Origin of the sequence: Bradyrhizobium sp. WYCCWR 13022 (genome assembly GCF_030435535.1) — a bacterium.
In the GTDB taxonomy this organism is placed as follows: domain Bacteria; phylum Pseudomonadota; class Alphaproteobacteria; order Rhizobiales; family Xanthobacteraceae; genus Bradyrhizobium.
In genome coordinates, this window is sequence record NZ_JAUIZJ010000013.1 from 171,316 (window position 1) to 196,874 (window position 25,559).

Here is a 25,559-nt window from a genome sequence, read left to right on the forward strand (position 1 = left end):
TAAAGTGTGGAGGGAAAGCATGAAGAAGCTTCTGTTGGCCGGCGTGACCATCGCGATGATGGCGACCCCGGCATTTGCCCAGACCTACAAGTTCGCCGTCGTTCCCAAGGCGATGAACAACCCGTTCTTCGACGTGGCGCGTGACGGCTGCATGAAGCGAGCCAAGGAACTCGGCAACGTCGAGTGCATCTACAAGGGGCCGATCGAGCACGAGCCGGCGACGCAGGCGCAGATCATCCAGGACTTCATCACCCAGAAGGTGGATGGGCTCGCGATCTCGGTGGCCGACGTCGCGTCCATGACCAAGTCGATTGAGGCTGCGACCGCGGCCGGCATCCCCGTCATCACGTTCGACGCGGATGCGCCGGGCTCCAAGCGCATCGCCTATATCGGCACCAACAACAAGGATTTCGGCTTGGCGCTTGGCAAGCAATTGCTCCAGCTCCGGCCCGAGGGCGGCAAATACGCCATGGTCTCCGGCGGCCCGGGTGCGAAGAATCTCGCCGAACGCGTCGATGGTGTTCGCGAGGCGCTCAAGGGCTCGAAGTGGGTCGAGGTGCAGGGGTCGCCGACCTTCTGCAACGACGATTCCACGCTCGCGGTCCAGCAGATGTCCGACCTGCGCACGGCGACGCCGGATCTCGCCGCGATCGTTCCGGTCGGCGGCTGGCCGATGTTCGCGCCCGAGGGCTTCAAGGCCTTCGTCAACAAGAACAAGAAGGACATCGACAGCGGCAAGCTGACGCTCGTCGTCGCCGATACACTGAAGATGCAGCTCGAGTTGCTTCGCGATGGCTACTCCAACGCGCTCACCGGTCAGCGCCCGTTCGAAATGGGCGAGAAGTCGATGGACACGTTGCTGGCGATCAAGAAGGGCCAGAAGGTTCCGGAAACGATCTACACCGGTCTCGATCTGGTGACGAAGGACAACGTCGCGAAGCTCCTGAAGTAGATACGTCGAGCAGGAACGTCTCCCAGCCCCGACGTTCCTGCGCTACACTCCCTCTCCCGCCCTGCGGGGGAGGGAGTGCTGCATTTGGAAGGAACTGCAATGAAGCGTACCCGGCTTGCTGACGGTCTCGATGTCACTTCGATCGGCCTCGGCTCGGCGCCGCTCGGCGGATTGTTCTCGGCGGTCAGCGATGCGGATGCGGAAGCGACACTGGCGGCCGGCTGGTCGGCCGGCATCCGCTTCTTCGATACCGCGCCGCTCTACGGCTTTGGCCTCGCGGAACGACGACTGGGTGCTTTCCTGCGGCGACAGAAACGCGAATCCTATGCGATCTCGACAAAGGTCGGCCGCCTGCTGCGCGAGCCTGGTGGTGCGACGGTCGAGGACGATCATTACAAGGGCGCGCCTGCGCTGCGGCCGCAATTCGATTTCAGCTATGATGGCGTGATGCGCTCGGTCGAGGAAAGCCTCGGCCGCCTCGGGCTCGATCGCGTCGATGTTCTGCTGGTGCATGACCCCGATGATCACTATGACGCTGCCGTCAGCGGCGCCTTCCGCGCGTTGATGCGTCTGCGCGACGACGGCACCGTGATGGCGATCGGCTCCGGCATGAACCAGTGCGAGATGCTCACGCGCTTCGCCGAGGCCGTGCCGGTCGACTGCTTCCTGCTGGCCGGCCGCTACACGCTGCTCGACCAGGGCGCTCTGGATGCGCTGTTCCCGGTTTGCATCTCGAAGAGGATCGGCACCCTGCTCGGCGGCATCTACAACAGCGGGATTCTGGCCAATCCGCATGCGGGTGCGAAGTTCAACTATGAGGACGCGGATGCAGCGCTCGTGGCGCGTGCGCTCGATCTCGACCAGCTCTGCCGCAAGCACGGCACCGAGTTGAAGGCCGCCGCGTTGCAGTTCTGCATGGCCCATCCGGCCGTGACGGTTGCCGTGATGGGTGCGCGCAATGCGGCCGAGGTCGCCGACAACATCGCGATGTCGGAGCGCGCGGTGCCGCAAGCCTTCTGGCAGGAGCTTCGTGCGAAAAATCTCGTCGACGCGCGGGCGCCGCTGCCGGGCGGAGTGTGAGCCATGGCCATCGACGCTCACCAGCATTTCTGGGATCCCGCGCGCGCAGACTACCCCTGGATGTCGGCGCCTGAGCTTGCGCCGATCCGTCGGGCCTTCGGTCCGGCCGATCTCGCGCCGCTGCTGAAGGCGAACGGCATCGACGCAAGCATCGTCGTGCAATGCCGCTCCGCGCTGGCCGAGACCGAAGAGTTCTTGGCGATTGCGGATGCGACGCCCTCCGTCATCGGTGTCGTCGGCTGGGCCGATCTGACCGATGCCGCGATCGGCGACACGCTCGACCGCCTGCGCACCTTGCCCGGCGGCGCAAAGCTGGTCGGCGTGCGCCACCAGGTCCACGACGAGGCCGATCCCGAATGGCTGCTGCGCACCGAGGTCCAGCGCGGATTGACTGAAATATTCGCCCGCGATCTCACCTACGACTTCCTCGTCCGCACCCGCGAGCTCCCCGCTGCGACCGCAACAGCAAAAGCCTTTCCGCGAAGCCGATTCGTGCTCGACCACGCCGCAAAACCGCCGATCGCCGATGGCGGCAGCGTCGAATGGTCCGAGCGCGTCGCAGCGCTCGCCGCCTGCGGCAATGTCTGGTGCAAGGTCTCTGGGCTCGCGACCGAAGCGAAGTGGAACGATTGGGACGCCGAGCGGCTGTTTCCGTTCGTCCAGCATGTAGCGAAGTGCTTTGGCGAGGATCGCCTGATCTTCGGCTCCGACTGGCCGGTGTGTCTGCTCGCCGGCAGCTATGGCGAGATCGAGGGCGCGTTGGAGACGTGCCTGACGAAGCTCGGCGCGAGCACGCGCGAGAAGGCGTTCGGGGTGAACGCGAAGACTGCGTATCGGCTGTCATAACCTGAGCGCGCACCCAGCAAATGGTGTCGTCCCGGCGAACGCCGGGACGACGATCGAGTTTGTGTCAGCGCTCGTGCCTCACGCGCCCGCGGGCACCTGATCCAGGAATCCCGTGATGCTCTTGATCCGCCCGTCCTTCAGCACCGCGAAATCGGTGCCCTTGATCGGGCTGTCGACACCATCAGGACCGAGGCCCCACGAAAAGCGCAGTTGGTCGCCGTAGCCGTTGGGCGCGCCGATCAGGCTGAACTTGAAGTCGGGAAAGCGTTGCTGCACGCCTGATATCAGCCCGTCGATGCCATCAGGGCCTTCGCCCTTCATCAGCGGGTCGACATAGCTCGCGTCCGCGGTCCAGAACTCGCCGAGCAATTCGCGGCGGCGATTCTGTGCGCGCTCGTTCCAGAGATCGATATAGCGGCGGGCGATCGTGACATGGTCGGTCATAAAACTCTCCTTCGATGGCGCCGTGGTTCGGCTGACCGTCACTATCGAAGGTTCACGCGCGCCGATCGATTACCTCTGAGGTCATCAGCGCGCGTGAAATTTACGCGAAAATTACTTCGCCGCGGTCACCATGATCTCGACGGTATACTGCGGCGCGGCCAGCTTGGCTTCGACGGTTGCGCGGGCCGGGGTGTTGCCGGGCGACACCCAGCCGTCCCACACGGCGTTCATTTCCTGGAACGTCTTCATGTCGGTGATGTAGATCGTGGCCGACAGCAGCTTCGACTTGTCGGTGCCGGCCTTGGCGAGATGGCCGTCGATGGTCTTCAGGATGTCCTGGGTCTGCTTGGTCACGCTTTCGCCGGCCGCGTTGCTGGCGACGACGCCGGCGAGATAGACGGTGTTGCCGTGCACCACGACCTGGCTCATGCGCGGGCCGGTTTCAAAACGCTGAATGCTCATTTACGGGATCTCCTGATGGGAATGGCGGCCCTGTCTAGCGCAGCCCCCTGAGCTCTGCCACCCCGGGCACGCATGGCGTTGCCGGGCACGCATGCATGACCGGCAAAACATGCGTCGGTTCATCGAAACCGGCTGAAGAAAGCCCAAATCGTTTCGGCGCCGTCGATGTCGGCGTTCTGCGGCCCGAGCAGGCCGGTTGCAACCTTCGGGAAACGGGCATCCGGCGCAACTCCGGGCATGCGGTGTCCGCCGTCGTTGATGCGATAGAGCAGGACGTCATGCCCTTCAGGGCAACGTGATGTGATCCGTGTGACCGTGGACTGATCATTCGGCGCCCTGTCCGGAATTTCGGTCGCGTCGGCGTCGCCCGGACCGCAACCATTGAGCTTGCGCCAGAATGCCACGGTCTTCTCGGTTGACCAGAATCCATGCGCGGCAAAATAGCTCGCCCCGCGCCCGCCCTCATAGGGGATCAGCGGATCGGCGGTGCCGTTCATGATCAGCATCGGCAGCGGCCGGGATGGATGGCAGGCGGCCGCGAGCTCGTCGGTCAGGTTCATGATCACACTGGCGCCGGCCGCGAACAGATCGGCGCGGGTGCAGACCAGCGTCATCGTCATTGCCCCGCCGTTGGAGATGCCTGTGACATAGATGCGCTTCGCGTCCGCGGCGCCGTCGGCCACGAATTTCTCGACCAGCTTTGCGATGAAGGCGACATCGTCCGTGCCTGCGGGCGGACCGCGTCCGGCGCGCCCCGCTTCGGTCCGCGCATCGGCCCAGGCGCGGTTGAGGCCGTCAGGAAACACCACGGCAAAGCCTTCGCGCTTCGCCACCTGCGGCCACGCCGTCCGTGCGATCATATCGGCGCCGCGCTGGGTCTTGCCGTGCAACACGACGACGAGCGGCGCAGGTTTCCGTGCCGGCAATTGCGCGGTGTACGATCGCATTACGCCATCGACGTCGATCGTAGCGGCGCGTGCGGGAGAGAGGCAGCAGATCGATGCCAGCCAAAGCGCGGCAAGCTGCAGGGCGGATCGCGTCGTCAAGGGCATGCTCGGCACCATGGTCGTCTGCGTTTAACCGTTTCGACGCTCGCACCCAAGCGCAAGGCCCCCGGGCGCGATGCTCAAGGGGCCCCCTTCCTCTTTCGGGAGTGGTGCACAAAAATGATGCAGGAACCGCTCGCTGAACCGGCGTCAGCGCGCGGACTTGCGATAAGCTGCAATTAGGAGTTGAGTTAGGTTTTGACGACGGGGGCTGATTTGCTCCAACTGGAAAAATATTTCGACCCTTCGGATATACTTCGTTTTCTTGAAGAAAAAATCGGGACTGGCGTCTGGCGCTGCGACGCCGAGGGCCGGATGCAGTGGTCGCGTGGCTTCTACGGCCTGCTGGGGCTTGATCCCCATTCCGTCGCGCCCTCCTACGCGGAGCTCGAGCGACGAATTCATCCGGAGGATCGTGGGCCACCGCGTGATCCGCGCGAATCGGTCTTCGACCGGTTCCTGCTCGAGGGCGAGTTTCGTATCACTCGGCCCAATCGGGCGCTGCGCTGGATCCGCGTCCAATCCGAGACATTTCTCAATGCTGCCGGCGAGCCCGAATGCGTGCTCGGTATCGCCGTCGACGTCACTGAACAGCGCAGGTCGCCGCAGCCTCTCAGGATCGAGGCGGGCCGCTACGCGGCGCTGACGCAGGTCGCAGGCGGGTTTCTGTGGGTCGGTAGCCGGGATGGCCGGATCACCGCGCTGCTGAACGCGGAGAACAAGCCGGACGCGCAGCGATTCTTCGGCAAGGGCTGGGTCGATCTCCTGCCTGAAGAGGAACGTGAAGCGGCGTTGCAGAACTGGGCGACCGCGGCCGAAACGGGACAGCCGTACGACGTCCAGCACCGGCTGCGCCAGTCCGACGGCTCTTATCGCTGGTATCATTGCAGGGCGGTGCCGGTCACGGAGGCGGATGGCAGCATTCGGGAGTGGCTGGGAATCTCCACGGACGTGCACCAGGAGCGATTTTCGATCCAGCACGCAGCGACGTCGCGGCTGACCGGCGCTCAGCTGCGCGCGGCCCGCGGCATGCTGAATTGGTCGGTGAAGCAACTGGCCGCGCGAACCGGGATTTCCGCTGCCGTGATTCGCCGGCTCGAGGAAGAGAATGGTCTGTTGCGACTGCCCGACGAGACGTTGACCGTTCTTCGCGACGCGCTTTCGTCTGCCGGCATCGAGTTCACGTTCGGAGCCGGGAAGCCCGGCGTGAGGCCGAGATGATCGTCAAGATGATCGTGTCACGGCCATTCACTGCCGCCATTCCGGCACTTTAATTCCCGGCGCAGTGTCGCGCGCAATTTTTGCGCACGCTGAGAGACATTGCGGACAAATTTTTCTTAATGCTGAAATAAGCATTTTTGGTCACCATCGCCCCACACGTCAAAGTCGGATTCGTGGGGATGTGAAGACTAACGGTAGAGCGTGAGTTTGGAGTGCTGGATCATTGCCGAAGCGTCGCGCGCTTCGATCAATCCGGATCATTGCAAGCGGGCGCGCCGATGCTGCCCGGGTCGGAATGTTCAATTTCGCCTCGAACGATCGCATCCGTGCGGCATCTTCCGTGCGGGATTTCATGCGATGCGGCTGAGGCCGTAGCTATGGAGTATTCTCAATGCCTTTTCATTTCGGATTTCGCATCGGCGGCCGGTTGATCGCCGGATTTGCCGCAGTCTGCGCCATCATCGCGCTGTCCGTCGGTTATACCGTGTTCGCGGTCGGGCGCATTTCAACGACCGTCGATCGCATGACCAATCTGCGCACGCCGGTGGCGCTGGCGAGCACCGAACTGGTCGGCAACCTCTATTCCACGCTCGCGACCTTGCGCGGCTATCTGCTGAGCGGAAATCCGCAAGGCAAGCTCGACCGCACGGCGATGTGGAAGGAGATGGACAAGGCAGCCGCTGCATTCGACGAGCAGGCGGCGCAATTCACCAACCCCGAGAACAGGCAGAAATGGCAAGACGCCAAGGCGCTGCTGGCCGAGTTTCGCGCGGCGCAGGACAAGGCAGAAGCGATCGCCTTCACCCCTGATGCGTATCCTGCGACCAAGCTGATGGTCGGCGAGGCCAGCCCGCGCGCGGACATGATCTTCTCCGAGATCACGAGGATGATCGATCAGGAGGAGGCGCTGGAAGCGACACCGGAGCGGAAGAAATTGCTCAAGGCCATGGCCGATACGCGCGGCAATTTTGCCGCCGCCACGGCCCTGCTCCGGATGTATCTGCTCTCGGGCGAAAAGGCCGACAAGGAAAGGTTCGCCAAGCCCTGGGCGGCGTTCGAGAAAGGCTATGCCGGGGTCAATGCGCGAAAGGACCTGCTCACGTCTCCGCAACAGGCTTCCTTCGACAAGATCTCGAAAGCGCGAGACGAGCTTGCGCCGCTCTACGAAAAGATCTTCGCGCTTCGCGAGTCGCAAGACTGGAATGCGCCGGTTTACCTGCTGATGACCGAAGCTGCACCGCGCGCGGCAAGGATTCTCGATCTGCTCGACGGGCCCAAGGGGGCCGACGGCGCACGCTCGGGAGGCATCAAGTCCAATCAGAAAAAGATGCTCGCCGATGAGAGCCGGGACGTGCAGGAGAGCATCTCGCTGCTCAAGCTGGTGCTGTGGGTCCTGTTGGCCGCGGGAGTCGGCTTCGGCGGGACAATCGCGTTGTTCACGTCCCGCTCGATCGCCGTCCCGATCCGGGGAATGACCTCCGCCATGGGCAAGCTCGCCGGCGGCGACACCTCCACGGCGATCCCCTGCGTGGGCCGCACCGACGAGGTCGGCGAGATGGCCGATGCCGTCCAGGTGTTCAAGGAGAACATGATCGAGGCCGAGCGCCTGCGCGCCGAGCAGGCGCAGGCCGAGGCTCGCGCGGCCGCCCAGCGCAAGGCGGACATGCACAAGCTCGCCGGCCAGTTCCAGGAAGCGGTCGGAGAGATCGTGAAGACGCTGTCGTCCTCCTCGACCGAGCTTGAAGCCGCGGCGCGGACCCTGAGCAAGACCGCCGAGAACACCCAGGAACTATCGAGCGTGGTCTCTGCCGCATCCGAGGAAGCGTCGACCAACGTTCAATCGGTGGCCTCCGCCACCGAGGAGATGAGTTCCTCGGTCTCGGAAATCGGCCGCCAGGTGCAGGACGCGGCCAGGATCGCCGGTGCGGCGGTGGAGCAGGCGCAGCGGACCAATGATCGGGTCCACAAGCTGTCGCAGGCCGCAACCCGCATCGGCGACGTGATCGAGTTGATCAACACGATCGCGGGGCAGACCAACCTGCTCGCGCTGAACGCCACGATCGAAGCGGCGCGGGCCGGTGAAGCGGGGCGCGGCTTTGCCGTGGTTGCGTCCGAGGTCAAGGCGCTCGCCGAGCAAACCGCGAAGGCGACCGGAGAAATCGGTCACCAGATTTCCGACATTCAGGCGGCCACCCACGACTCGGTGCTCGCGATCAAGGAGATCAGCGGAACGATCGGCAGGATCTCGGAAATATCGTCGGCGATCGCTTCGGCCGTCGAAGAGCAGGGAGCGGCCACGCAGGAGATTGCGCGCAACATCCAGCAGGCGGCGCAAGGCACCGACGAGGTCGCCGCCAACATCAGCGAGGTGAAGCACGGCGCGGCGGAGACCGGCTCCGCTTCGACCCAGGTGCTTGCCTCGGCTCAGATGCTGTCGAAGGACAGCTCGCGATTGCATGCCGAGGTCGAGCAGTTCCTCACCACGGTGCGCGCAGCCTGACCCCGAAGAGACGCGTCGTTCTTCATGATTGCATGAGGGAAGGCAATGACCGATCCATTCGCACAGGAACGGCCCACAGGCGACAACGTCATCGCCTGGCCGTTCAGGGCGACCAGCGTGGTCGCCAACGCCAGGAGAGATTGCGAGACGCTGCAACGTAGCGTCGCGACGCTGCAGCGTTGTCTCGGGGCGCTCGGCGATTTTCTTCGGAATTTCGATGACAGGCCGGAAGCCGAGGGACTTCGGGCGCACATGGCGGAGCTGAACGAGCTGCTGTCGCTGCGGCTCGCTCAGATCTCCCGGACCGAATGCCTGTTGGAGGAGCTGCTTCGCCGCGGCTGATGCGGGCGCGTCGGCCCACGGCCGCGCACCACTCAGCCCACCGCCTTGGCCGCGGCGCGGCCGGCATTGCGGCCCGAGAACAGGCAGCCGCCGAGGAACGTGCCCTCCAGCGAGCGATAGCCGTGCACGCCGCCGCCGCCGAAGCCCGCGGCTTCGCCGACCGCATAGAGGCCGGGAATGATCCGCCCCTCTGCGCCGAACACGCGCGAGTCGAGATCGGTCTCGAAGCCGCCCAGCGTCTTGCGGGTGAGGATGTTGAGCTTGACCGCGATCAGCGGGCCCTTCTCCGGATCGAGAATCCGATGTGGGGACGCGGTGCGAATCAGCTTGTCGCCGATGTAGCGCCGCGCATTGTGGATGTTCATCACCTGCGCATCCTTGACGTAGGGATTGGCGATCTCGCGGTCGCGCGCCTCGATCTGCATCTTGATCTCGTCGAGCTTGAGCAGATCGTTGCCGGCGAGCTTGTTCATGGCGGTGACGAGATCCTCGATCCTGTCGCGCACGATGAAGTCGACGCCATGGCTCTTGAACGCCTCCACCGGCGCCGGCGCGCCCTTGTTGGTGGCGCGGCGCAAGGTCATGCGCCAGCTTTTGCCGGTGAGGTCCGGATTCTGCTCCGAGCCCGACAGCGCAAACTCCTTCTTGATGATGGCCTGCGTCAGGATGAACCAGGAATAATCGTATCCTGTCGACATGATGTATTTGAGCTGGCCGAGCGTGTCCGAGCCCGGGAACAGCGGCGCCGGCAGCCGCGTGCCCGTGGCGTCGAACCACATCGAGGATGGGCCGGGCAGGATGCGGATGCCGTGGCGCGGCCAGATCGGTGACCAGTTCTGGATGCCTTCGACGTAATGCCACATGCGGTCGCGGTTGATCAGCCGCGCGCCTGATTTCTCGGTGATGCCGATCATGCGGCCGTCGACATGCTCGGGCACGCCTGAAATCATGAACTTCGGCGGCTCGCCGAGCCGCTTCGGCCAGTTTGCCCGCACCAGGTCGTGGTTGCCGCCGATGCCGCCGGACGCCACGATCACGGCCTGCGCCTTCAGGTTAAACTCGCCGACCACATTGCGCGACGAGCTCTTGCCACGCTCGACATTGTCAGGGGCGAGGATGGCGCCGCTGATGCCGTCGACCGTGCCATTGGTGATGGAGAGCGCATCCACGCGATGGCGGAACTTGAAGGTCAGCCGGCCGCTGCTTGCGGCTTCGCGCGCGAGGCGCTCGAACGGCTCGACGATGCCGGGGCCGGTGCCCCAGGTGACATGAAAGCGCGGCACCGAATTGCCGTGGCCCATGGCGTCATAGCCGCCCCGCTCGGCCCAGCCGACCACGGGGAAGATGCGATGCCCCATCGCGCGCAGCCAGTCGCGTTTTTCGCCGGCCGCGAAGGCCACGTAGGCCTCGGCCCATTTGCGCGGCCAGAAATCCTCGTCGCGGTCGAACCCGGCGGTGCCGAGCCAGTCCTGCATGGCGAGGTCGAACGAGTCCTTGATGCCGAGCCGGCGCTGCTCCGGCGAATCAACCAGGAACAGTCCGCCGAACGACCAGAAGGCCTGGCCGCCGAGCGACTGCTCGCCTTCCTGGTCGACCACGATCACGCGCTTGCCGGCGTCGGCAATCTCGGTCGCCGCCACCAGTCCCGATAGTCCTCCGCCGACGACGATGACGTCCGCCTGCTCAGTCGAATCCCCGGCCATGAGTTCCCCCCTGTAGTCGCCCGGATTGAAGCCAGCTGGCGCAACTGAGATCAAGGGCTTGTCGCGTCAGACATCGTTAACTTGTTCCACTTTGGGATCGGGCGGACTGAGTGCAGCGCGGACGCAACACTGGATTTGAATTTGTTTTGAACGAGCCGGCCTGCCTAGACAAAACCACGGTAACGACCGACGCTAGGCGCGCATCACCACCTGACACGCAGATTCGAAAACGACTGGGGCGGGGGACAATGAAGTTTCTGACGGGGTTGCTTGCGGCGGTTTGCTTGATCGCTTGCATGGGGGCGTCTCACGCGGTGGTGCGGATCGCGGATGACCGCGGCGGCCGGATCGGAACCTACGTCGACAAGTACCAGGACCTGCGCCAGTCCGGTGACACCGTCATCATCGATGGCCTCTGCGCCTCCGCCTGCACCATTGTCCTCGGCGCCATCCCGCACGACCGCATCTGCGTCACCTCGCACGCGACACTCGGCTTCCACGCCGCCTGGGACTTCGGCAGCAACGGCCGCGCCGTCACCAATCCCGAAGCCACCCAGATGCTCTATGCGATGTATCCCTCGCAGGTGAAGCGCTGGATCACGCAGCGCGGCGGCCTCACACCGCACATGCTGTTCCTGAAGGGCAAGCAGCTCCAGGCGATGTACAAGCCCTGCTACCTCGACGCGCAGGCCTCGGCCAACAAGCCGTCGTCTAGGTAAGATCTCGCTTCGTCATTGTAGAGTTGGGTGACGCCGCGCACGCGGTGAGCTCCCTCTCCTGCTTGCAAACAGGATAGGCGGGCACCACCTTCGCTGCGAAGGCTGCGCACCTCATCACCACGTGATCTCCGCCCACCCCGTTCTGCTTGCCCGCCCCGGCGCGAGCGCCTATTTGAAGGGCAGGGAACCCGATCCTTGTCATGGCGCAATCACCGCATCCCGCACACCGGCTACAGGACGTTTCGCCCACTGCCGGGCGCGCGCCGTCCGTGCTGCTGTGGACTGGAGCGGGCGCCGGTGGGTTGATGGTGATTGGCGCGCTGGCGCTCTGGTTCCACTACGGCACCCAGGTGTTCTTCGAAATGATCAGGAGCGGCTTTGCAGCCTGCTTCTGACCCGCGACAGGAAGTCTTCCGCTCATGAGTTCAGCCGCCCGTCCGCTGGTGATCGCGACCGCCTTCGCCTCGAGCCTCGTCGTCGGCCTGCTGGTGCTGTTCTGGGCCATGGGCGGGGTCAGCAAGGTGGCGCAGCCGGCCGCGATCGGCGGCCCGTTCCAGCTCACCGACCAGAACGGCAAGGCCGTCACCGACAAGAGCCTCAAGGGCAAGCCGACCCTGATCTTCTTCGGCTACACCCATTGTCCCGACGTCTGCCCGACCTCGTTGTTCGAGATGTCGGAAGTGCTGCGCGCGATGGGCAAGGACGCCGACAAGGTCAACGCCGTCTTCATCTCGGTCGATCCCGAGCGCGACACGCCCGCGACGATGAAGGACTATCTCTCGAGCTTCGATCCGCATCTCGAGGGCCTGTCCGGCGATCCCGCCGAGACCGCCAAGGTGATCACCTCCTACCGGGTCTACGCCAAGAAGGTCCCGACCAAGGACGGCGACTACACCATGGACCATACCGCGCTGATCTACCTGATGGACCGCGACGGCCGCTTCGTCTCGCCGTTCAACCTGAAACGGTCGCCGGAAGAGGCTGCGACCGAGCTGAAGCGGTATCTTTAAGGCCTCTGGTTAACTGCAATCGGCGCTCGCGTTCCCGGCCGGATGGTCTATAAGGCCTTCCGATCCCAATGAAATTCATTCCTTTCCGGCCGATGGCTCCATCGCAACAGGCGAAATCGTCCAAATCTGCCCGTGGCTTGCTGACAGGGCTCGCCGTCACCGCGTGCTTGCTCGCAGGGCTGTCCGGCGCCCGCGCCCAGGCTCCGGCCAAGCCGCCCCCGGCGGCCCCTCAAGCGACGACGCCAACCGCGCCTCAAGCCGCCCCCCAGGCCGTACCCGGCTTCTGGGACCCGCGGCGGCGCCCGGAGCGGCCGGACCTGTCGCGCCTGACCGTGATCCGCTTCCTGACCGAGACCGACTATCCGCCGTTCAACTTCACCGGCGCCGACGGCAATCCGGCCGGCTTCAACGTCGATCTCGCACGCAGCCTGTGCGAGGAGATCAAGGTCTCCTGCACGGTGCAGATGCGCCGCTTCGAGACGCTGGTCGATGCGCTCACCTCCAACCGGGGCGATGCGATCATTGCCTCCATGGCGGTGAGCCCGCAGCTTCGCGCCCGCGTCGACTTCACCGATCCCTATTATCGCGTGCCCGCGCGCTTCGCCTCGCGCAAGGATGCGGTGATGCCGGAGATCCGGCCCGAATATCTCGAAGGCAAGAAGGTGGGCGTCATCGCGGGCTCCGCGCATGAGGCTTACCTGAAGGCGATGTTCACCGACGCCGAGCTGCACCCCTACCCGAACGACGATGCGCTTCGCGCCGCGCTCCGCAAGGGCGAGGTCGATTTCATCTTCGGCGATGCCATCTCGCTGGCGTTCTGGATCAACGGCACGGACTCCGGCGATTGCTGCGCCTTCTCCGGCGGCCCGTTCGTCGAGAGCCGCTTCTTCGGCGAAGGCATCGGGATCGCCGTGCGCAAGGGCAACGACGTGCTGCGCCAGGCCCTGAACTGGGCCCTGTTCCGCGTCTGGGAAAAAGGCCGCTACACCGATCTGTGGCTCAAGTATTTTTCGGTGAGTCCGTTCTAGATTCTTCTTCGCCTCTCCCCGCGTGCGGGGAGAGGCCGGATTGCATCGAAGATGCAATTCGGGTGAGGGGGGACTCTCCACGAGCCAAATTCTCACCATCATTGCGGAAGCAGCCCCTCACCCCAACCCTCTCCCCGTAAGAACGGGGCGAGGGAGTAAGAGCGGCGATAGCCGCGCCAAGTTTTGCATTCTGCCCGGAAATCGCTATTTTCCGCGGCCCGGAGGCCCCTTTGATGTCCGTAATCGATCCCAGCATGAGCCCGAGCGATCTTCGTGCGCTCGCCGAACAATCCAACGCCTGGCCGTTCGAGCAGGCGAAGGCCATTGTCGCGCGGCTGAAGAAAAGCCCGAAGGACGAGGTGCTGTTCGAGACCGGCTACGGACCCTCAGGCCTGCCGCATATCGGCACGTTCGGCGAGGTCGCGCGCACCTCGATGGTGCGCCACGCCTTCCGCGTGCTGACCGAGGACAAGATCAAGACGCGCCTGCTCGCCTTCTCCGACGACATGGACGGCTTCCGCAAGGTGCCTGACAACGTGCCGAACAAGGATCTCCTGGCGCAATATCTGGGACGTCCGCTCACCGCGGTGCCTGATCCCTTCTCGAACGAGCATCCCTCGTTTGGTGATGCCAACAACGCGCGCCTGCGCGCGTTCCTGGATCATTTCGGCTTCGACTACGAGTTCGCGAGCTCGACGGTCTATTACAAGTCGGGCCGCTTCGACGCGACGCTGCTCAGGATGCTCGCCGCCTACGACAAGATCATGGACATCATCCTGCCGACGCTCGGTCCCGATCGCCGCGCGACCTATTCGCCGTTCCTTCCGATCAGCAAGACGTCAGGCGTCGTGCTGCAAGTGCCGATGATCCGCCGCGACGTTGCCGCGGGCACCGTGACCTATGTCGACCCCGACACTAATGAGGAAGTCGAAACATCAGTCACCGGCGGTAACGTCAAGTGTCAGTGGAAGGCCGACTGGGCGATGCGCTGGGTCGCGCTCGGCGTCGACTACGAGATGGCCGGCAAGGACCTGATCGATTCCGTGAAACTGTCCGGCGCCATCGCCAGGGCGCTCGGCGGCACGCCGCCGGAAGGCTTCAACTACGAACTCTTCCTCGACGAGAAGGGCCAGAAGATATCGAAGTCGAAGGGCAACGGTCTCACCATCGACGAATGGCTGCGCTACGCCTCGCCGGAATCGCTGTCGCTGTTCATGTATCGCGAGCCGAAGGCGGCGAAGCGGTTGTTTTTCGACGTCATCCCGCGCCAGGTCGACGACTATCAGCAGTTCGTCGATGGCTTTGCCAGGCAGGATGACAAGCAGCAGCTCGGCAATCCGGTCTGGCACATCCACAACGGCAAGCCGCCGCAGGGCGACATGCCCGTGACGTTCCAGCTTCTCTTGACGCTGGTGTCGTCGTCGAACGCGGAGAACGCCGAGACGCTGTGGGGGTTCATCGGCCGCTACCGTCCGGGCGTGAGCCCGCAGACGCATCCGAAGCTGGATGCGATGGTCGGCTACGCCATCAACTATTACCGCGATTTCGTCGCGCCGACGAAGCAGTTCCGCGTGCCCACCGACACCGAGCGCGCCGCGTTGCAGGACCTGCGCGATGCGCTGTCGCAACTTCCGGCCGAGGCGTCAGCCGAAGAGATCCAGAACGTCGTCTACGAGATCGGCCGCCGCGAGCCGTTCCTCGACCAGGTCAAGAAGGGCAAGGACGGCCGCCCCGGCGTCACGCTCGACTGGTTCAACATGCTGTACCAGGTGCTGCTCGGCCAGGAAAAGGGCCCGCGCTTCGGCTCGTTCGTTGCGGTGTACGGCGTGCAGAACGCGGTCAACATGATCGACGGCGCGCTGGCGCGGAGTGCGTGAGGGATACTTTCGCTGTCATCGCCCGGCTTGACCGGGCGATCGAGTACTCCGAGGCAGTTGTGACGCGCCGAGACGCCGCGGCGTACTGGATTTCCCGCTTGCCGCCTGCGCTAAAGCTTCGGCGCGCCCAAGATTGAAACCTCGACGAAGCTTTGGCGTAGCCGGGTCGCGCGGAATGACAGCGGAGCAAGTCTCACTGGCTCGCCCACACGATCCTTGCGACCCACGCGACATCACCTGCCGCCAACGTCCGCTCCGCCTGCGTCGCATCGAGCGACTGCAACTCCAGCGCCTTCGCCGTGCGGCGCTTTAGCGTCGCGACCATCGCCTCGCCCGTCTTCGTCTTCACCACCACGCGATTGCCTTTGCGGACCGGCGTGCCCGGTGAAACCAGGATGACATCGCCGTCGCGATAGGCAGGCATCAACGTGTTGCCGGAAATCTCCAGCGCGAAGGCACGGCTGTCCTCGGCGTTCGGCAGCGCGATTTCGCCCCAGCCTTTGCCTGACGGGAAGCCTTTCTCGTCGAAAGCGCTGCCGAGGCCTGCCTGCGCGAAGCCGAGCAGCGGTACAGTGTGGCCATCGCCGGCATCATCGTCGATCAGCCTGGCAAAGATCTCGATCGACGATTCTGCCGCCGCCAGCGCCTTCGCGATCGATTCGGTGGAAGGCCAGCGCTCGCGGCCATCGGTGGTGACGCGCTTGGACTTGTTGAAGGTGGTGGGATCGAGCCCGGCCCGCTTGGCAAGGCCCGATGGCGACAGTCCGGCGCGCGCGGCCAGCCGGTCCAGCGCGGCCCAGATCTGGTCGTGGGTCAGCATCCTCTGCGCTTTGGCCTGTTTGACCATGGAAGGTCCAGCCCGTCGCAACTCAGGAAAACTGTCCTCAAATCAACCGGTTTTCCGTTTTTCGCGCAAGGGGCGACCTCTAACTCTTGAGTTCGGAAGGGGCGGCCTTTACGGTCGCGCCGGGTTTTGAGACCCGTTCGGGACGAAAAACCCCAAGAGAGTCAAAGAGCTGACTCAACGAGCAAACAGGGCTCCGGTAAGCGGTGGTCAAGATCTACAAAATCTGTCCGGCCTCGGCCTGGCGCGAGGCGGAACGGCAGGGCGTGTACCGGGGCAGCGCGGACGACGCGCGCGACGGATTCATCCATTTTTCGATCGCCACCCAGGTTCCTGAGACGCTGCGCAAGCATTATTCCGGCCAGCGCGCGCTGTTCCTGGTCGAGGTTGACGGCGATGCGTGTGGCGCCGAACTGCGCTGGGAGCGCTCGCGCAATGACGAGCTGTTTCCGCATCTCTATGGCGAGCTCGATCTCGGCGCCGTGCTCTCGGTGATGAACCTGAACATGCGCTCCGATGGCGGCCACGATACCCCGGAGCTTGCCCCGTGATCCGCGCATTCGATGCTTTCTCGCTGCCGGTGCTGCGCTGGCTCGATCCGGAAGACGCACACCGGCTCGCGATCCAGGGCCTGCGCTTCCTGCCACCCGTGAAGCCGCGCACCGATGATCCCAAGCTCGCCGTGCGCGCCTTCGGGCTCAACTTTCCCAACCCGATCGGCATGGCTGCGGGCTTCGACAAGAGCGCTGAGGTGCCCGATGCGCTGCTGCGGCTCGGCTTCGGCTTCGTCGAGATCGGCTCGGTGACGCCGAAGCCGCAAGGAGGCAATCCGCGGCCGCGGCTGTTTCGCCTCGAGCGGGATGAGGCCGTCATCAACCGCATGGGCTTCAACAACGACGGCGCGGAAGCGGTGCTGCGCCGGCTTGCCGCGCGCGCGGCGAACGGCGGCATCGTCGGCGTCAATGTCGGCGCCAACAAGGATTCGCCCGATCGCGTCGCCGATTACGTCAAGCTGATCGAGACCTTCGCGCCGGTCGCGAGCTATTTCACCGTCAACGTCTCCTCGCCCAACACGCCCGGTCTGCGCAATCTGCAGGAAGGCGCGCTGCTCGACGATTTGCTCGGACGGGTGATCGATGCGCGCGAGCGTGTCAGACAGAAGGCCGGTGACACGCCGGTGCTGCTCAAGATCGCGCCCGATCTCAGCCTTGCCCAGCTCGACGACGTCGTGCAGATCGCGCGCTCGCGCCGGGTCGACGGCATGATCGTGTCGAACACGACGATCGCACGGCCGAGCACGCTGCGCGAGGAGATGCGCGCGAAGGAGCAGGGCGGCCTGTCCGGCCGGCCGCTGTTCCGCCTGTCGACGCGCATGGTCGCGGAGACCTATGTGCGCGTCGAAGGCGCATTCCCGCTGATCGGCGTCGGTGGTGTGGACTCCGGCGGCGCCGCGCTGACGAAAATCCGCGCCGGTGCCAGCCTGATCCAGCTCTATTCGTCGCTGGTCTACAAGGGCCTCGGCCTCGTCGACGAGATCAAGCGCGACCTCACCTCGACGCTCCTGCGCACGGGACGGGATTCGCTGTCGGAGATTGTCGGCGCCGATGCTGCGACGCTGACGGCGGAAGACTGGCCGGGGATGTAGGCTCTTCGTCTCTCCCGCGTTGGTCCGCGTGTGGGGAGAGGAGTGAGGGAACTCTCCGGGAATCCCACTCTCACCGCCCTTGCAGAGACTCCCCCTCAATCCCGACCTTCTCAGAGCGAGCTTTGCTCGTCGCGCCCCCGCAACCGGGGAGAAGGAGAAGAAAGAAACGTCGCCCGGTACAGCGCTGGATACCTCGCGCCCTGCAATCCCCCGCGTGCGACATAGAACGCGAGCAGCGCGCACCACAGTCCGGCATTGCCCAGCGATTGCAGCGCCAGCCAGATGCCGAAGAAGATCGCGAGCGAGGCCAGCATCAGGTTGCGCATCTCGCGCGCCCAGGTGGCGCCGACATAGATGCCGTCGAAGCCGAACGCGAACACGCCGGGGATCGGCGCCAGCACGATGAACGGCAGGAACTCGTGCGCGGCGCGACGAACGTCCTCGCTTGTGGTCATGAAATTGATGATATCGGGCCCGAACGTCGCGAACAGCACCGCGACGACCAGCGCGAAGCCGAGGCCCCACAGCAGCACCAGCCTTGTCGAATCCGCAAATCCCCTGGCATCGCGCGCGCCAAAGGTGCGGCCGCAGAGCTGCTGGGCGGCGTTGGCGAGGCCGTCGAGGAAGAAGGCGCTGACCAGCAGGAAATTGTTGAGCACGGAATTTGCGGCCAGCGTCACGTCGCCGGCGCGCGCGCCCTTGGCGGTGAAGAACAGGAATACGGTGATCAGCGCCGCGGTGCGAATCATGATGTCGGAATTCACCGACAGCAGCCGCATCAGCTTGGCGCGGTCGAACAGAATTGCGCGGGGAACGGCAAAGCCGCCATGCGCATGGCGCCGGCAGACGACGACGCCGAGCACGAAGCCGATGCCCTCGGACAACAGCGCGGCGATGGCGGCGCCCGCGATGCCGGTGTCGTAGACCAGCACCAGCAAGATCGTCGCCGCCATGTTGATGAGGTTGATGGCGACCTGGAGCGCGAGCGCCGGATTGGCGCGGGCCTGCCCGACCAGCCAGCCGAGGATGACGTAGTTGGCGAACGCGAAGGGCGACGACCAGATCCGGATCATGAAATAGGTTTTGGCGGCGTGCGTCACGCCCGCGCTGCCGCCCATCAGGTCGAACAGGATGCCGGCCAGCGGCAACTGCAGCACGATCAGCGCGCCGCCGATCAGGCCTGCGACGATGAATCCGCGCACCAGGATCACGGTCTCTTCGCGCGTCTCGCCGGCGCCGAGCGCCTGCGCGGTGAAGGCGAGCGTGCTCATGCGCAGGAAGCCGAACAGCCAGAACAGGCAGTCGAAGATGACGGAGGCCATCGCGACGCCGCCGAGCAGCGCGGCATCGTCGAGCCGTCCGATCGCGGTGGTCGAGACCACGCCGATCAGCGGCGTGGTGAGGTTCGCAACCATCGCGGGGCCCGCGATGGCGAAGACCTGGCGGGAGCCGACCTTGGGATGAGCAGGGGCGTGCATGTCAGAACACCAGCACCATGCCGTCCTCGGCCGCGAGATGCGCGATCTCGTCAAGACGCGACAGCACGTCGTCGCTCATATGGGTGAGCACGAGGCGTCTGGCGCCGATCGCTGGCAGATGCTGTTCCAAGGTCTTCAGGCTGAGATGGTTCTTGACCACCTTCTCGTACATATAGGCCTCGGCAATGAAAAGGTCCGCGCCATGCGCCAGCGGAATGAGTGTATCAGTCCATTCGGTGTCGGCGCTGTAGGCGAGCGTGCGGCCCTCGGTCTCGACGCGGTAGGCCAGGAACGGCCCGCCGGAGTCGCCGTGCACGACCGGGTAGGGCGTCACAGTCACCGCGCCGAAGCCTTGGACTTGCCCAGGCGCGAGTTCGACCACGTTCAGCTCGAAGCGCTGCCTGGTCTTGGAGGAATGCTCGAACAGCACCTCCATCGCGCAGGCGAGCCGTGTCTCGATGCCTCGCGGGCCCGCGACCGTCAGCGGCCGTGTCCGCCGCGAGAATTGCGCGTCGAGCAGGAAGAACGGCAGCCCGGCGAAATGATCGCCGTGGAAATGCGTGATGAGGATGAGATCGATCTCGCTGCGCTCGATCTCGAGCCGCTTCAGTGCCGGCAGGGCCGACGCGCCGCAATCGATCAGGAAGTTGGCTTCACGCCCCGAGATATGGAAGCAGGTGTTGAGCCTGCCACCGGAGCCGAAGGCGTCGCCGCAGCCGACAAAGCGTAGTTGCATCGGCTGCGGGCTCCCTGTGTCGGATTCACTCTAGCGTCGCGGCGACCCGAAGACGCGCGACAGCAGCCAGATCGGGATCACGATGACGGCGCCGAGCAGGAAGTAGCGCCACAGCCAATTCACGGCATCGAAGCCGAGATCCCAGATGCGCTGGAACAGCAGGCGAATGCTGATGAGGATATTCCACGGATCGAAGCCGATCGCGGCCAGCACGACGCCGACCAGGATCGAGAGCAGCACCAGGCGGAACGCGACCGCCAGCGGCGAGCCGCCGAGAAAGCGGTGCAGGCCATCGCTGTGGCCGGCCGGCAAATCTCTGACGTCGTGGGCCATCTCACAAAACTCCTCGCGGGGATTCGCCCCGATTATAGGTCACGGCGGGGGAAATGGGGAACCCTGACCTGAGCGTCAATCAGCTTACCGCATTTTAATTCGGGCAGTGCGGGCGCCGCGGACTGGCTGCAAGCTCTCCCGGCAAGCGGGAGAGGGCGCGCGCTGCCGTCGCGGCGAGATAGAATGCCTCACGCCTCGATCTCCGCCGCCTCCGCCTTCAGCATTTTTTCCAGCGTTTCCAGTCGGTCCGCCTCCCGCGGCGGTTTGTCCCAGCGCAGGCGGCTGATGCGGGGAAAACGCATGGCGACACCGGATTTGTGCCGCGGCGAGCGTTGCAGCCCCTCGAAGGCCACCTCCAGCACCAGCCCCTTGTCGCCCTCGTGCACGACATGGCGGACGGGGCCGAACTTTTCCGTGGTGTTGCGACGGACGAAGCGGTCGATCTGCAGCAACTCCTCGTCGGTGAAGCCGAAATAGGCCTTGCCGACCGGCACCAACTCCTCGCCGCTCTCGGTCTCGGTCCAGACGCCAAAGGTGTAGTCGGAATAATAGGACGAGCGCTTGCCGTGACCGCGTTGCGCATACATCAGCACGGCGTCGATGATGTGCGGATCGCGCTTCCACTTCCACCACTGCCCCTTCGGTCGTCCCGGCAGATAGGCCGCATCGCGCCGCTTCAGCATGACCCCTTCGACGGCGTCGGCATCCTCGCCCGCGCCGGCGCAGGCCGGATCGGCGCGCGCCGCGGTCAGCGCGTCCCAGCTTGCGAAGGGAACGGTGGGTGAGAGATCGATGCGGGGATCGCCGAGCTTTTTGACGAAGCTCTCCAGCCGCTCGCGCCGTTCCGCGAACGGCAGCTCGCGCAGATCGTTCTCGTCGTCACCGAGCAGGTCGTAGGCGCGTAAGTGAATCGGAAACTCCCTGATCAGCTTCGGCGAGACGGCCTTGCGGTTGAGCCGCTGCTGCAGGACGTTGAAGCTCTGTACGCGCCCTTCGCGCAGGATCAAGAGCTCGCCGTCGATCGCGCCCGGCAAGCGCAGCGACGGCACGAGGTCCGGAAAGCTGCCGGTGATGTCCTCGCCGGTGCGCGAATAGAGCCGCGCGGTGATCTGCCCCTGGTCGTCGCGGCCGGCGACCGCCTGCACGCGGATGCCGTCCCATTTCCATTCGGCGACGTAGTCGGCGGGATCGAGGTTTTCGAAATCGCTGTCCTCGATCGCATGCGCCAGCATCACGGGCCGGAACGGCGCGGGATCTCGATTGACGGGTTTCTCGGCGCGGCCCTCCAGCCAGGCGAACAGGTCGAGATAGGGGGCGCTGAGACCCGGCCAGATCAGCTCGACCTCATGCGGGTCCTTGTCGCCAAGCGCGGCAGCGGCCGTCTTCGCCAGCCGCGCGGAAATGCCGATACGCATGGCGCCGGTGACAAGCTTCAGCAGCGCCCAGCGGCCGGTCTCATCCAGCTCGTCGAGCCAGCGCTCGAGCTGCTTCGGCAGCTCGCTCTTGCCGAGGGTGCGCAGCGTGGTGACGACCTCGGTCAGGGACGGCGGAGGCGGGTTGTTGTGGGCCGCCAGCTCCGCCTTCGGCCACATCAGCGCGACCGTCTCCGAGAGATCTCCGACATAGTCGTAGGACAACCCGAACAGCACCTCGTCCGTGCGCGAGGCAATGAGGGCGCGGATCAGCGCGGGCTTGGCGTGCTTGAAGCTGAGCGCACCAGTGAGTGCGGCCAGCGCATAGCCGCGGTCGGGATCGCCGACCTCGCGGAAATAGCCCGTCAGCAGCCGCAGCTTGTTGTTGCGGCCGGGCTCGTAGGCGAGACGGTCGAGCAGTTCGGCGAAGCGGTTCATGCCTCGGCCTCTTTGGCGCGCGACGGCTCGCCTTCCTCTTCCTCGCCATAGCCGACGAGATCGAGCGGCTGCGCCCGCAGGCCGCGCGACCTGCACCAATGCACCAGCGCGTCTTCCTGGCCGTGGGTGACCCAGATCTCGCCGGCGCCGGTCGCGGCGATCGTCGCGGTGAGGCCGTCCCAATCGGCGTGGTCGGAGATCACCAGCGGCAGTTCGATCCCGCGCTGCCGCGCGCGGGCGCGCACGCGCATCCACCCTGACGCGAATGCGGTGAGGGGATCGGGAAACCGACGCGTCCAGACGTCTGATGTCGCCGAGGGCGGCGCCAGCGTGATGGTGCCGGCGAGCGCAGCCTTCTTCACGCCCGTCGCCGGCCTGAGCTCGCCGAGGTCGATGCCGCGACTCTGGTAGTAATGCGTGATCGATTCCATCGCGCCATGCAGATGGATCGGCGCGTCATAGCCGGCCTTGCGCAGCAGCGCGATCACGCGCTGCGCCTTGCCGAGCGAATAGGCGCCGACGAGATGCGCGCGCTCGGGAAACAATGCGACCGAGGCGAGCAGCTTCTTCACCTCGTCGGCCGCATCGCCATGGCGAAACACCGGCAGGCCGAACGTGGCCTCGGTGATGAAGACGTCGCAGGGGACGAGCTCGAACGGTGCGCAGGTCGGGTCGGGCGCATCCTTGTAGTCGCCGGAGGCGACGATGCAGGTGTCCTTGCAGGTCACCGCGATCTGTGCCGAGCCCAGCACATGGCCGGCCGGGTGGAATTTGACGCTGACGTCGCCGAGCCTGATGTCCTCGCCGTAGCTGATCGCCTGCGTCGATCCGGCAAAATTCTCGCCATAGCGCAACCGCATCATGTCGAGCGTTTCCTGCGTCGCCAGCACGGCGCCATGGCCGGCGCGGGCGTGGTCGGAATGGCCGTGGGTGATCAGGGCTCGCTCCACCGGGCGGACGGGGTCGATATGGAAGCCGCCGGGCTTGCAGCACAGGCCGTCAGCAGTTGGCAGCAGGATGTCTTGCGGGCGCATGATTGGTATATAGGTCGCTCCACCGCGTCTTCGAGTCATCACCCGCTGCGCTTCCTGGTTCCCAATGCCGCTCCGCCTGTTCCTGACCTCCGGCGATCTCATGGCCGACCGCCGTTTCGAGTTCGCGCGCGACCTCCAGCTCAAGGGCGACTTGCCCGCCGCCGCCGACCTGATCGAGCAGGCGATCGAGCTGGCGCCGAACTTCACCTCGGCCTGGTTCACGCTCGGCGAAATCCGCCAGCAGCTCGGCGAGCGCGACAAGGCCATCGCGGCATTCCGCAAGGCGCGCGACTCCGACCCTGGGGATCAGCACGGCGCCGGCCTGCATCTGATGCGGCTTGGCGACGCGCAGATGGCGGAGATGCCCAAGGCCTATGTGCAGGCGCTGTTCGACCAATATGCGCCGCGCTTCGAGCACGCGCTGATCAACGACCTCGGCTATCGCGCCCCCGCGCTGATCTTCAAGGCGGTGCTGGCCGCGCGCGTCGCCGCGAAGAAGCCGGCCTTCTTCAAGCGCACCATCGATCTCGGCTGCGGCACGGGGCTTGCCGCCGCCGCCTTCGCCAAGCAGGTCGATCATTTCATCGGCATCGACCTGTCGTCAGGCATGATCAAGGAAGCGCGCGCGACCGGGCTCTATGCGGAGCTCGAAGTCGCCGACATGATCGAGGGCCTGCGCGGCAAGGTGGACGCCAGCGCAAACCTCGTCGTCGCCGCGGATGCCTTCGTCTATCTCTCCGATCTCGCGCCGGTGTTGCTCGAGGCCAAGCGCGTGCTCGTGCCAGGCGGCACGCTCGCCTTTACGCTGGAGACGCATGCGGGCGATGGCATCGTGCTCGGCGAAGGCCTGCGCTATGCCCATTCCGCGGAATATGTGCGCGGCGTGATCGCGCACGCCGGACTGAAGCTTCTCACGCTGGAACCCGCCTCGCCACGCAACGAGAACAACGAGCCGGTGCGCGGCCTCGTCGTCGTTGCCGAGAAAACTTGAGTCTAGGCGCTAGATTCGCTGTAATTTAAGCGCCTTTGCGTCGCAAATCGACGACTTCCTACTTGCGAGCTGTGCGGATGCCAGCACAATGCGCGCATTAGGGAGAGAAACAACAATGACGAAGAATCCTTCGCGTCGCGATGTCAGCGCCGCCGCGCTTGCCACCATCGCCGCATCCGTTCTGCCCGCGCCTTATGTCTGGGCCGCCGAGAAGAAATACGACGCCGGTGCCAGCGACACCGAAATCAAGATCGGCCAGACCGTGCCTCATTCCGGTCCCGGCTCGCTCTATGGCGTGCTCGGCCGCGTCGGCGAGGCCTATTTCCAGATGCTCAATGAAGGAGGCGGCATCAACGGGCGCAAGATCAACTTCCTCACGCTCGACGACGCGTACAGCGCGCCGAAATGCGTCGAGGCGACGCGGAGGCTGGTCGAGCAGGAGGAGGTGCTGGCGCTCTACGGCTCGCTCGGCACCGCACCGCAGACCGCCGTGCACAAATACCTGAACTCCAAGGGTGTGCCGCAGCTGCTGCTCAACACCGGGGCCTCGAAGTGGAATAACCCCAAGGAGTTCAAGTGGACGATGGCGGGTCTCCCGCTCTATCCGACCGAAGCGCGCATCCTGGCGCGGCACGTCCTCGCCGTGAGGCCGAACGCCAAGATCGGTATCCTCTATCAGAACGACGATTTCGGCCGCGACTTCCTGGGTCCGTTCAAGAAGGTGCTGGCCGATGCCGGCGGCACCGCATCCGTCATCATGGAGCAGACTTACGATCTCACCGATCCAACGGTCGATTCCCAGCTGATCAATCTCTCCAAGTCGGGCGCTGACGTTTTCTACAACATCTCCACCGGCAAGGCGTCGTCGCAGTCGATCCGCAAAGTCGCCGAACTCGGCTGGAAGCCGCTGCAGCTGCTCTCGGCGGGCTCGACCGGCAAGTCCATTCTCAGCGCCGCAGGCTTCGAGAATGCCAAGGATATCGTCTCGATCAGCTATGCGAAGGACGCCGGGCCCGGCCGCTGGGAAAAGGATCCGGGTCCCACGGCGTTCGAGGAGTTGCGCAAGAAATATCTGCCGAACATCGCTCCCGACAACACGATCGCCTATGCCGGCTACGGCCAGGCCGTCACCATGGGCGAGATCCTGCGCCGCTGCGGCGATGATCTGACGCGGGCCAACGTGCTGAAGCAGGCATCAACCCTCAACGGCTTCCACTCGCCGTTCTTCCTCGACGGCGTCACTTACAGCTACACCCCCGACGACTACACGCCGATGAAGACGCTGTTCACCCAGATCTTCAACGGCAAGGATTGGGAGGTCTCGGACAAGCCGGTGGTCGAGTAGGTGTTTTCTTCCTTCTCCCCTTGTGGGCCTGTTGCGCTACTGCCTTTTGATGCGGGAGACGTAAGGAGAGAGG

The 25,559-nt window shown here is 64.9% G+C and carries 25 protein-coding genes; 15 read left to right on the plus strand and 10 right to left on the minus strand.

The features are described 5' to 3' along the window. Positions 1–19 precede the first annotated feature (19 nt). From QY049_RS20935 to QY049_RS20945, 3 genes are all read left to right on the plus strand, one after another. Complete coding sequence (locus QY049_RS20935; RefSeq protein ID WP_194478380.1) at positions 20–952, plus strand: sugar-binding protein; 933 nt, start codon at positions 20–22, stop codon at positions 950–952. A gap of 99 nt (positions 953–1,051) precedes the next feature. Continuing rightward, on the plus strand, positions 1,052–2,032 hold the full coding sequence (locus tag QY049_RS20940; RefSeq protein ID WP_258764183.1) for an aldo/keto reductase: 981 nt from the start codon (positions 1,052–1,054) through the stop codon (positions 2,030–2,032). Between the two features lie 3 nt (positions 2,033–2,035). After that, positions 2,036–2,878 (plus strand): amidohydrolase, encoded by an 843-nt coding sequence (locus QY049_RS20945; RefSeq protein ID WP_258764182.1) that lies wholly within the window; start codon positions 2,036–2,038, stop codon positions 2,876–2,878. Positions 2,879–2,956: 78 nt separating this feature from the next. Here the strand turns inward: QY049_RS20945 and QY049_RS20950 are convergent, their stop codons facing one another. The 3 genes from QY049_RS20950 to QY049_RS20960 form a co-directional block, all read right to left on the minus strand. Continuing rightward, the gene (locus QY049_RS20950; protein WP_301269953.1) at positions 2,957–3,322 is read right to left on the minus strand and encodes a nuclear transport factor 2 family protein; all 366 of its coding nucleotides are present in this window, start codon (positions 3,320–3,322) and stop codon (positions 2,957–2,959) included. Between the two features lie 111 nt (positions 3,323–3,433). Beyond that, entirely contained in the window at positions 3,434–3,784 is a 351-nt protein-coding gene (locus QY049_RS20955) for a RidA family protein (protein ID WP_092289080.1), read from the minus strand. A 119-nt stretch (positions 3,785–3,903) separates the two neighbouring features. Then, a complete protein-coding gene (locus tag QY049_RS20960) occupies positions 3,904–4,830 on the minus strand; it encodes a PHB depolymerase family esterase (protein ID WP_258764181.1) in 927 nt (308 codons plus the stop codon). 216 nt (positions 4,831–5,046) lie between these two features. On the opposite strand from QY049_RS20960, the gene QY049_RS20965 reads away from it, so the two are divergent. From QY049_RS20965 to QY049_RS20975, 3 genes are all read left to right on the plus strand, one after another. Further along, positions 5,047–6,051, plus strand: a complete 1,005-nt coding sequence (locus QY049_RS20965; RefSeq protein WP_258764180.1) for a PAS domain-containing protein — start codon at positions 5,047–5,049, stop codon at positions 6,049–6,051. Positions 6,052–6,442: 391 nt separating this feature from the next. After that, positions 6,443–8,551, plus strand: a complete 2,109-nt coding sequence (locus QY049_RS20970; RefSeq protein ID WP_258764177.1) for a methyl-accepting chemotaxis protein — start codon at positions 6,443–6,445, stop codon at positions 8,549–8,551. 45 nt (positions 8,552–8,596) lie between these two features. Next, positions 8,597–8,893, plus strand: coding sequence for a hypothetical protein (locus tag QY049_RS20975; protein ID WP_258764176.1), 297 nt, complete (start codon positions 8,597–8,599; stop codon positions 8,891–8,893). Positions 8,894–8,925: 32 nt separating this feature from the next. Here the strand turns inward: QY049_RS20975 and QY049_RS20980 are convergent, their stop codons facing one another. Then, positions 8,926–10,596 (minus strand): FAD-binding dehydrogenase, encoded by a 1,671-nt coding sequence (locus QY049_RS20980; protein WP_258764175.1) that lies wholly within the window; start codon positions 10,594–10,596, stop codon positions 8,926–8,928. 248 nt (positions 10,597–10,844) lie between these two features. On the opposite strand from QY049_RS20980, the gene QY049_RS20985 reads away from it, so the two are divergent. From QY049_RS20985 to QY049_RS21005, 5 genes are all read left to right on the plus strand, one after another. Then, a complete protein-coding gene (locus tag QY049_RS20985; RefSeq protein WP_194478371.1) occupies positions 10,845–11,315 on the plus strand; it encodes a hypothetical protein in 471 nt (156 codons plus the stop codon). 200 nt (positions 11,316–11,515) lie between these two features. Continuing rightward, positions 11,516–11,710 carry a hypothetical protein gene (locus QY049_RS20990; RefSeq protein ID WP_258764172.1) on the plus strand — a complete coding sequence of 65 codons (195 nt, stop codon included), beginning with the start codon at positions 11,516–11,518 and terminating at the stop codon, positions 11,708–11,710. Between the two features lie 24 nt (positions 11,711–11,734). Further along, complete coding sequence (locus QY049_RS20995; RefSeq protein WP_194478369.1) at positions 11,735–12,325, plus strand: SCO family protein; 591 nt, start codon at positions 11,735–11,737, stop codon at positions 12,323–12,325. A 92-nt stretch (positions 12,326–12,417) separates the two neighbouring features. Then, positions 12,418–13,353, plus strand: coding sequence for a transporter substrate-binding domain-containing protein (locus QY049_RS21000; RefSeq protein ID WP_194482888.1), 936 nt, complete (start codon positions 12,418–12,420; stop codon positions 13,351–13,353). 233 nt (positions 13,354–13,586) lie between these two features. Continuing rightward, positions 13,587–15,230 (plus strand): lysine--tRNA ligase, encoded by a 1,644-nt coding sequence (locus QY049_RS21005; RefSeq protein WP_258764171.1) that lies wholly within the window; start codon positions 13,587–13,589, stop codon positions 15,228–15,230. Between the two features lie 193 nt (positions 15,231–15,423). On the opposite strand, the gene QY049_RS21010 is transcribed toward QY049_RS21005, so the two are convergent. Further along, positions 15,424–16,077, minus strand: coding sequence for a helix-turn-helix transcriptional regulator (locus QY049_RS21010; RefSeq protein WP_258764169.1), 654 nt, complete (start codon positions 16,075–16,077; stop codon positions 15,424–15,426). Between the two features lie 203 nt (positions 16,078–16,280). On the opposite strand from QY049_RS21010, the gene QY049_RS21015 reads away from it, so the two are divergent. Both QY049_RS21015 and QY049_RS21020 read left to right on the plus strand, forming a co-directional pair. After that, positions 16,281–16,625: a DUF952 domain-containing protein gene (locus tag QY049_RS21015; RefSeq protein ID WP_258764168.1), complete on the plus strand. Its 345-nt coding sequence runs from the start codon at positions 16,281–16,283 to the stop codon at positions 16,623–16,625. Continuing rightward, entirely contained in the window at positions 16,622–17,719 is a 1,098-nt protein-coding gene (locus QY049_RS21020; RefSeq protein WP_301269954.1) for a quinone-dependent dihydroorotate dehydrogenase, read from the plus strand. Before QY049_RS21015 ends, QY049_RS21020 begins: the two co-directional genes overlap by 4 nt. A 110-nt stretch (positions 17,720–17,829) precedes the next feature. Here the strand turns inward: QY049_RS21020 and QY049_RS21025 are convergent, their stop codons facing one another. From QY049_RS21025 to QY049_RS21045, 5 genes are all read right to left on the minus strand, one after another. After that, positions 17,830–19,197 (minus strand): MATE family efflux transporter, encoded by a 1,368-nt coding sequence (locus tag QY049_RS21025; RefSeq protein WP_258764167.1) that lies wholly within the window; start codon positions 19,195–19,197, stop codon positions 17,830–17,832. A 1-nt stretch (position 19,198) separates the two neighbouring features. Continuing rightward, positions 19,199–19,933: an MBL fold metallo-hydrolase gene (locus tag QY049_RS21030; RefSeq protein ID WP_194478363.1), complete on the minus strand. Its 735-nt coding sequence runs from the start codon at positions 19,931–19,933 to the stop codon at positions 19,199–19,201. Positions 19,934–19,963: 30 nt separating this feature from the next. Continuing rightward, on the minus strand, positions 19,964–20,266 hold the full coding sequence (locus tag QY049_RS21035) for a DUF6460 domain-containing protein (RefSeq protein WP_194478362.1): 303 nt from the start codon (positions 20,264–20,266) through the stop codon (positions 19,964–19,966). 188 nt (positions 20,267–20,454) lie between these two features. Beyond that, positions 20,455–22,116, minus strand: coding sequence for an ATP-dependent DNA ligase (locus QY049_RS21040; protein WP_258764166.1), 1,662 nt, complete (start codon positions 22,114–22,116; stop codon positions 20,455–20,457). Beyond that, complete coding sequence (locus tag QY049_RS21045; protein ID WP_301269955.1) at positions 22,113–23,150, minus strand: ligase-associated DNA damage response exonuclease; 1,038 nt, start codon at positions 23,148–23,150, stop codon at positions 22,113–22,115. Before QY049_RS21045 ends, QY049_RS21040 begins: the two co-directional genes overlap by 4 nt. A 64-nt stretch (positions 23,151–23,214) precedes the next feature. On the opposite strand from QY049_RS21045, the gene QY049_RS21050 reads away from it, so the two are divergent. Beyond that, a complete protein-coding gene (locus tag QY049_RS21050) occupies positions 23,215–24,141 on the plus strand; it encodes a class I SAM-dependent methyltransferase (protein WP_258764164.1) in 927 nt (308 codons plus the stop codon). Between the two features lie 115 nt (positions 24,142–24,256). Further along, entirely contained in the window at positions 24,257–25,486 is a 1,230-nt protein-coding gene (locus QY049_RS21055; RefSeq protein WP_194478358.1) for an ABC transporter substrate-binding protein, read from the plus strand. Positions 25,487–25,559 lie beyond the last annotated feature (73 nt).

What these genes read in the sequence shown, in the direction of transcription:
- QY049_RS20935 (WP_194478380.1), top strand. Translation starts at nt 20, where the DNA reads ATGAAGAAGCTTCTGTTGGCCGGCGTGACCATCGCGATGATGGCGACC.
- QY049_RS20940 (WP_258764183.1), top strand. Translation starts at nt 1,052, where the DNA reads ATGAAGCGTACCCGGCTTGCTGACGGTCTCGATGTCACTTCGATCGGC.
- QY049_RS20945 (WP_258764182.1), top strand. Translation starts at nt 2,036, where the DNA reads ATGGCCATCGACGCTCACCAGCATTTCTGGGATCCCGCGCGCGCAGAC.
- QY049_RS20950 (WP_301269953.1), bottom strand. Translation starts at nt 3,322, where the DNA reads ATGACCGACCATGTCACGATCGCCCGCCGCTATATCGATCTCTGGAAC.
- QY049_RS20955 (WP_092289080.1), bottom strand. Translation starts at nt 3,784, where the DNA reads ATGAGCATTCAGCGTTTTGAAACCGGCCCGCGCATGAGCCAGGTCGTG.
- QY049_RS20970 (WP_258764177.1), top strand. Translation starts at nt 6,443, where the DNA reads ATGCCTTTTCATTTCGGATTTCGCATCGGCGGCCGGTTGATCGCCGGA.
- QY049_RS20975 (WP_258764176.1), top strand. Translation starts at nt 8,597, where the DNA reads ATGACCGATCCATTCGCACAGGAACGGCCCACAGGCGACAACGTCATC.
- QY049_RS20980 (WP_258764175.1), bottom strand. Translation starts at nt 10,596, where the DNA reads ATGGCCGGGGATTCGACTGAGCAGGCGGACGTCATCGTCGTCGGCGGA.
- QY049_RS20985 (WP_194478371.1), top strand. Translation starts at nt 10,845, where the DNA reads ATGAAGTTTCTGACGGGGTTGCTTGCGGCGGTTTGCTTGATCGCTTGC.
- QY049_RS20990 (WP_258764172.1), top strand. Translation starts at nt 11,516, where the DNA reads ATGGCGCAATCACCGCATCCCGCACACCGGCTACAGGACGTTTCGCCC.
- QY049_RS20995 (WP_194478369.1), top strand. Translation starts at nt 11,735, where the DNA reads ATGAGTTCAGCCGCCCGTCCGCTGGTGATCGCGACCGCCTTCGCCTCG.
- QY049_RS21000 (WP_194482888.1), top strand. Translation starts at nt 12,418, where the DNA reads ATGGCTCCATCGCAACAGGCGAAATCGTCCAAATCTGCCCGTGGCTTG.
- QY049_RS21005 (WP_258764171.1), top strand. Translation starts at nt 13,587, where the DNA reads ATGTCCGTAATCGATCCCAGCATGAGCCCGAGCGATCTTCGTGCGCTC.
- QY049_RS21010 (WP_258764169.1), bottom strand. Translation starts at nt 16,077, where the DNA reads ATGGTCAAACAGGCCAAAGCGCAGAGGATGCTGACCCACGACCAGATC.
- QY049_RS21025 (WP_258764167.1), bottom strand. Translation starts at nt 19,197, where the DNA reads ATGCACGCCCCTGCTCATCCCAAGGTCGGCTCCCGCCAGGTCTTCGCC.
- QY049_RS21030 (WP_194478363.1), bottom strand. Translation starts at nt 19,933, where the DNA reads ATGCAACTACGCTTTGTCGGCTGCGGCGACGCCTTCGGCTCCGGTGGC.
- QY049_RS21035 (WP_194478362.1), bottom strand. Translation starts at nt 20,266, where the DNA reads ATGGCCCACGACGTCAGAGATTTGCCGGCCGGCCACAGCGATGGCCTG.
- QY049_RS21040 (WP_258764166.1), bottom strand. Translation starts at nt 22,116, where the DNA reads ATGAACCGCTTCGCCGAACTGCTCGACCGTCTCGCCTACGAGCCCGGC.
- QY049_RS21045 (WP_301269955.1), bottom strand. Translation starts at nt 23,150, where the DNA reads ATGCGCCCGCAAGACATCCTGCTGCCAACTGCTGACGGCCTGTGCTGC.
- QY049_RS21050 (WP_258764164.1), top strand. Translation starts at nt 23,215, where the DNA reads ATGCCGCTCCGCCTGTTCCTGACCTCCGGCGATCTCATGGCCGACCGC.
- QY049_RS21055 (WP_194478358.1), top strand. Translation starts at nt 24,257, where the DNA reads ATGACGAAGAATCCTTCGCGTCGCGATGTCAGCGCCGCCGCGCTTGCC.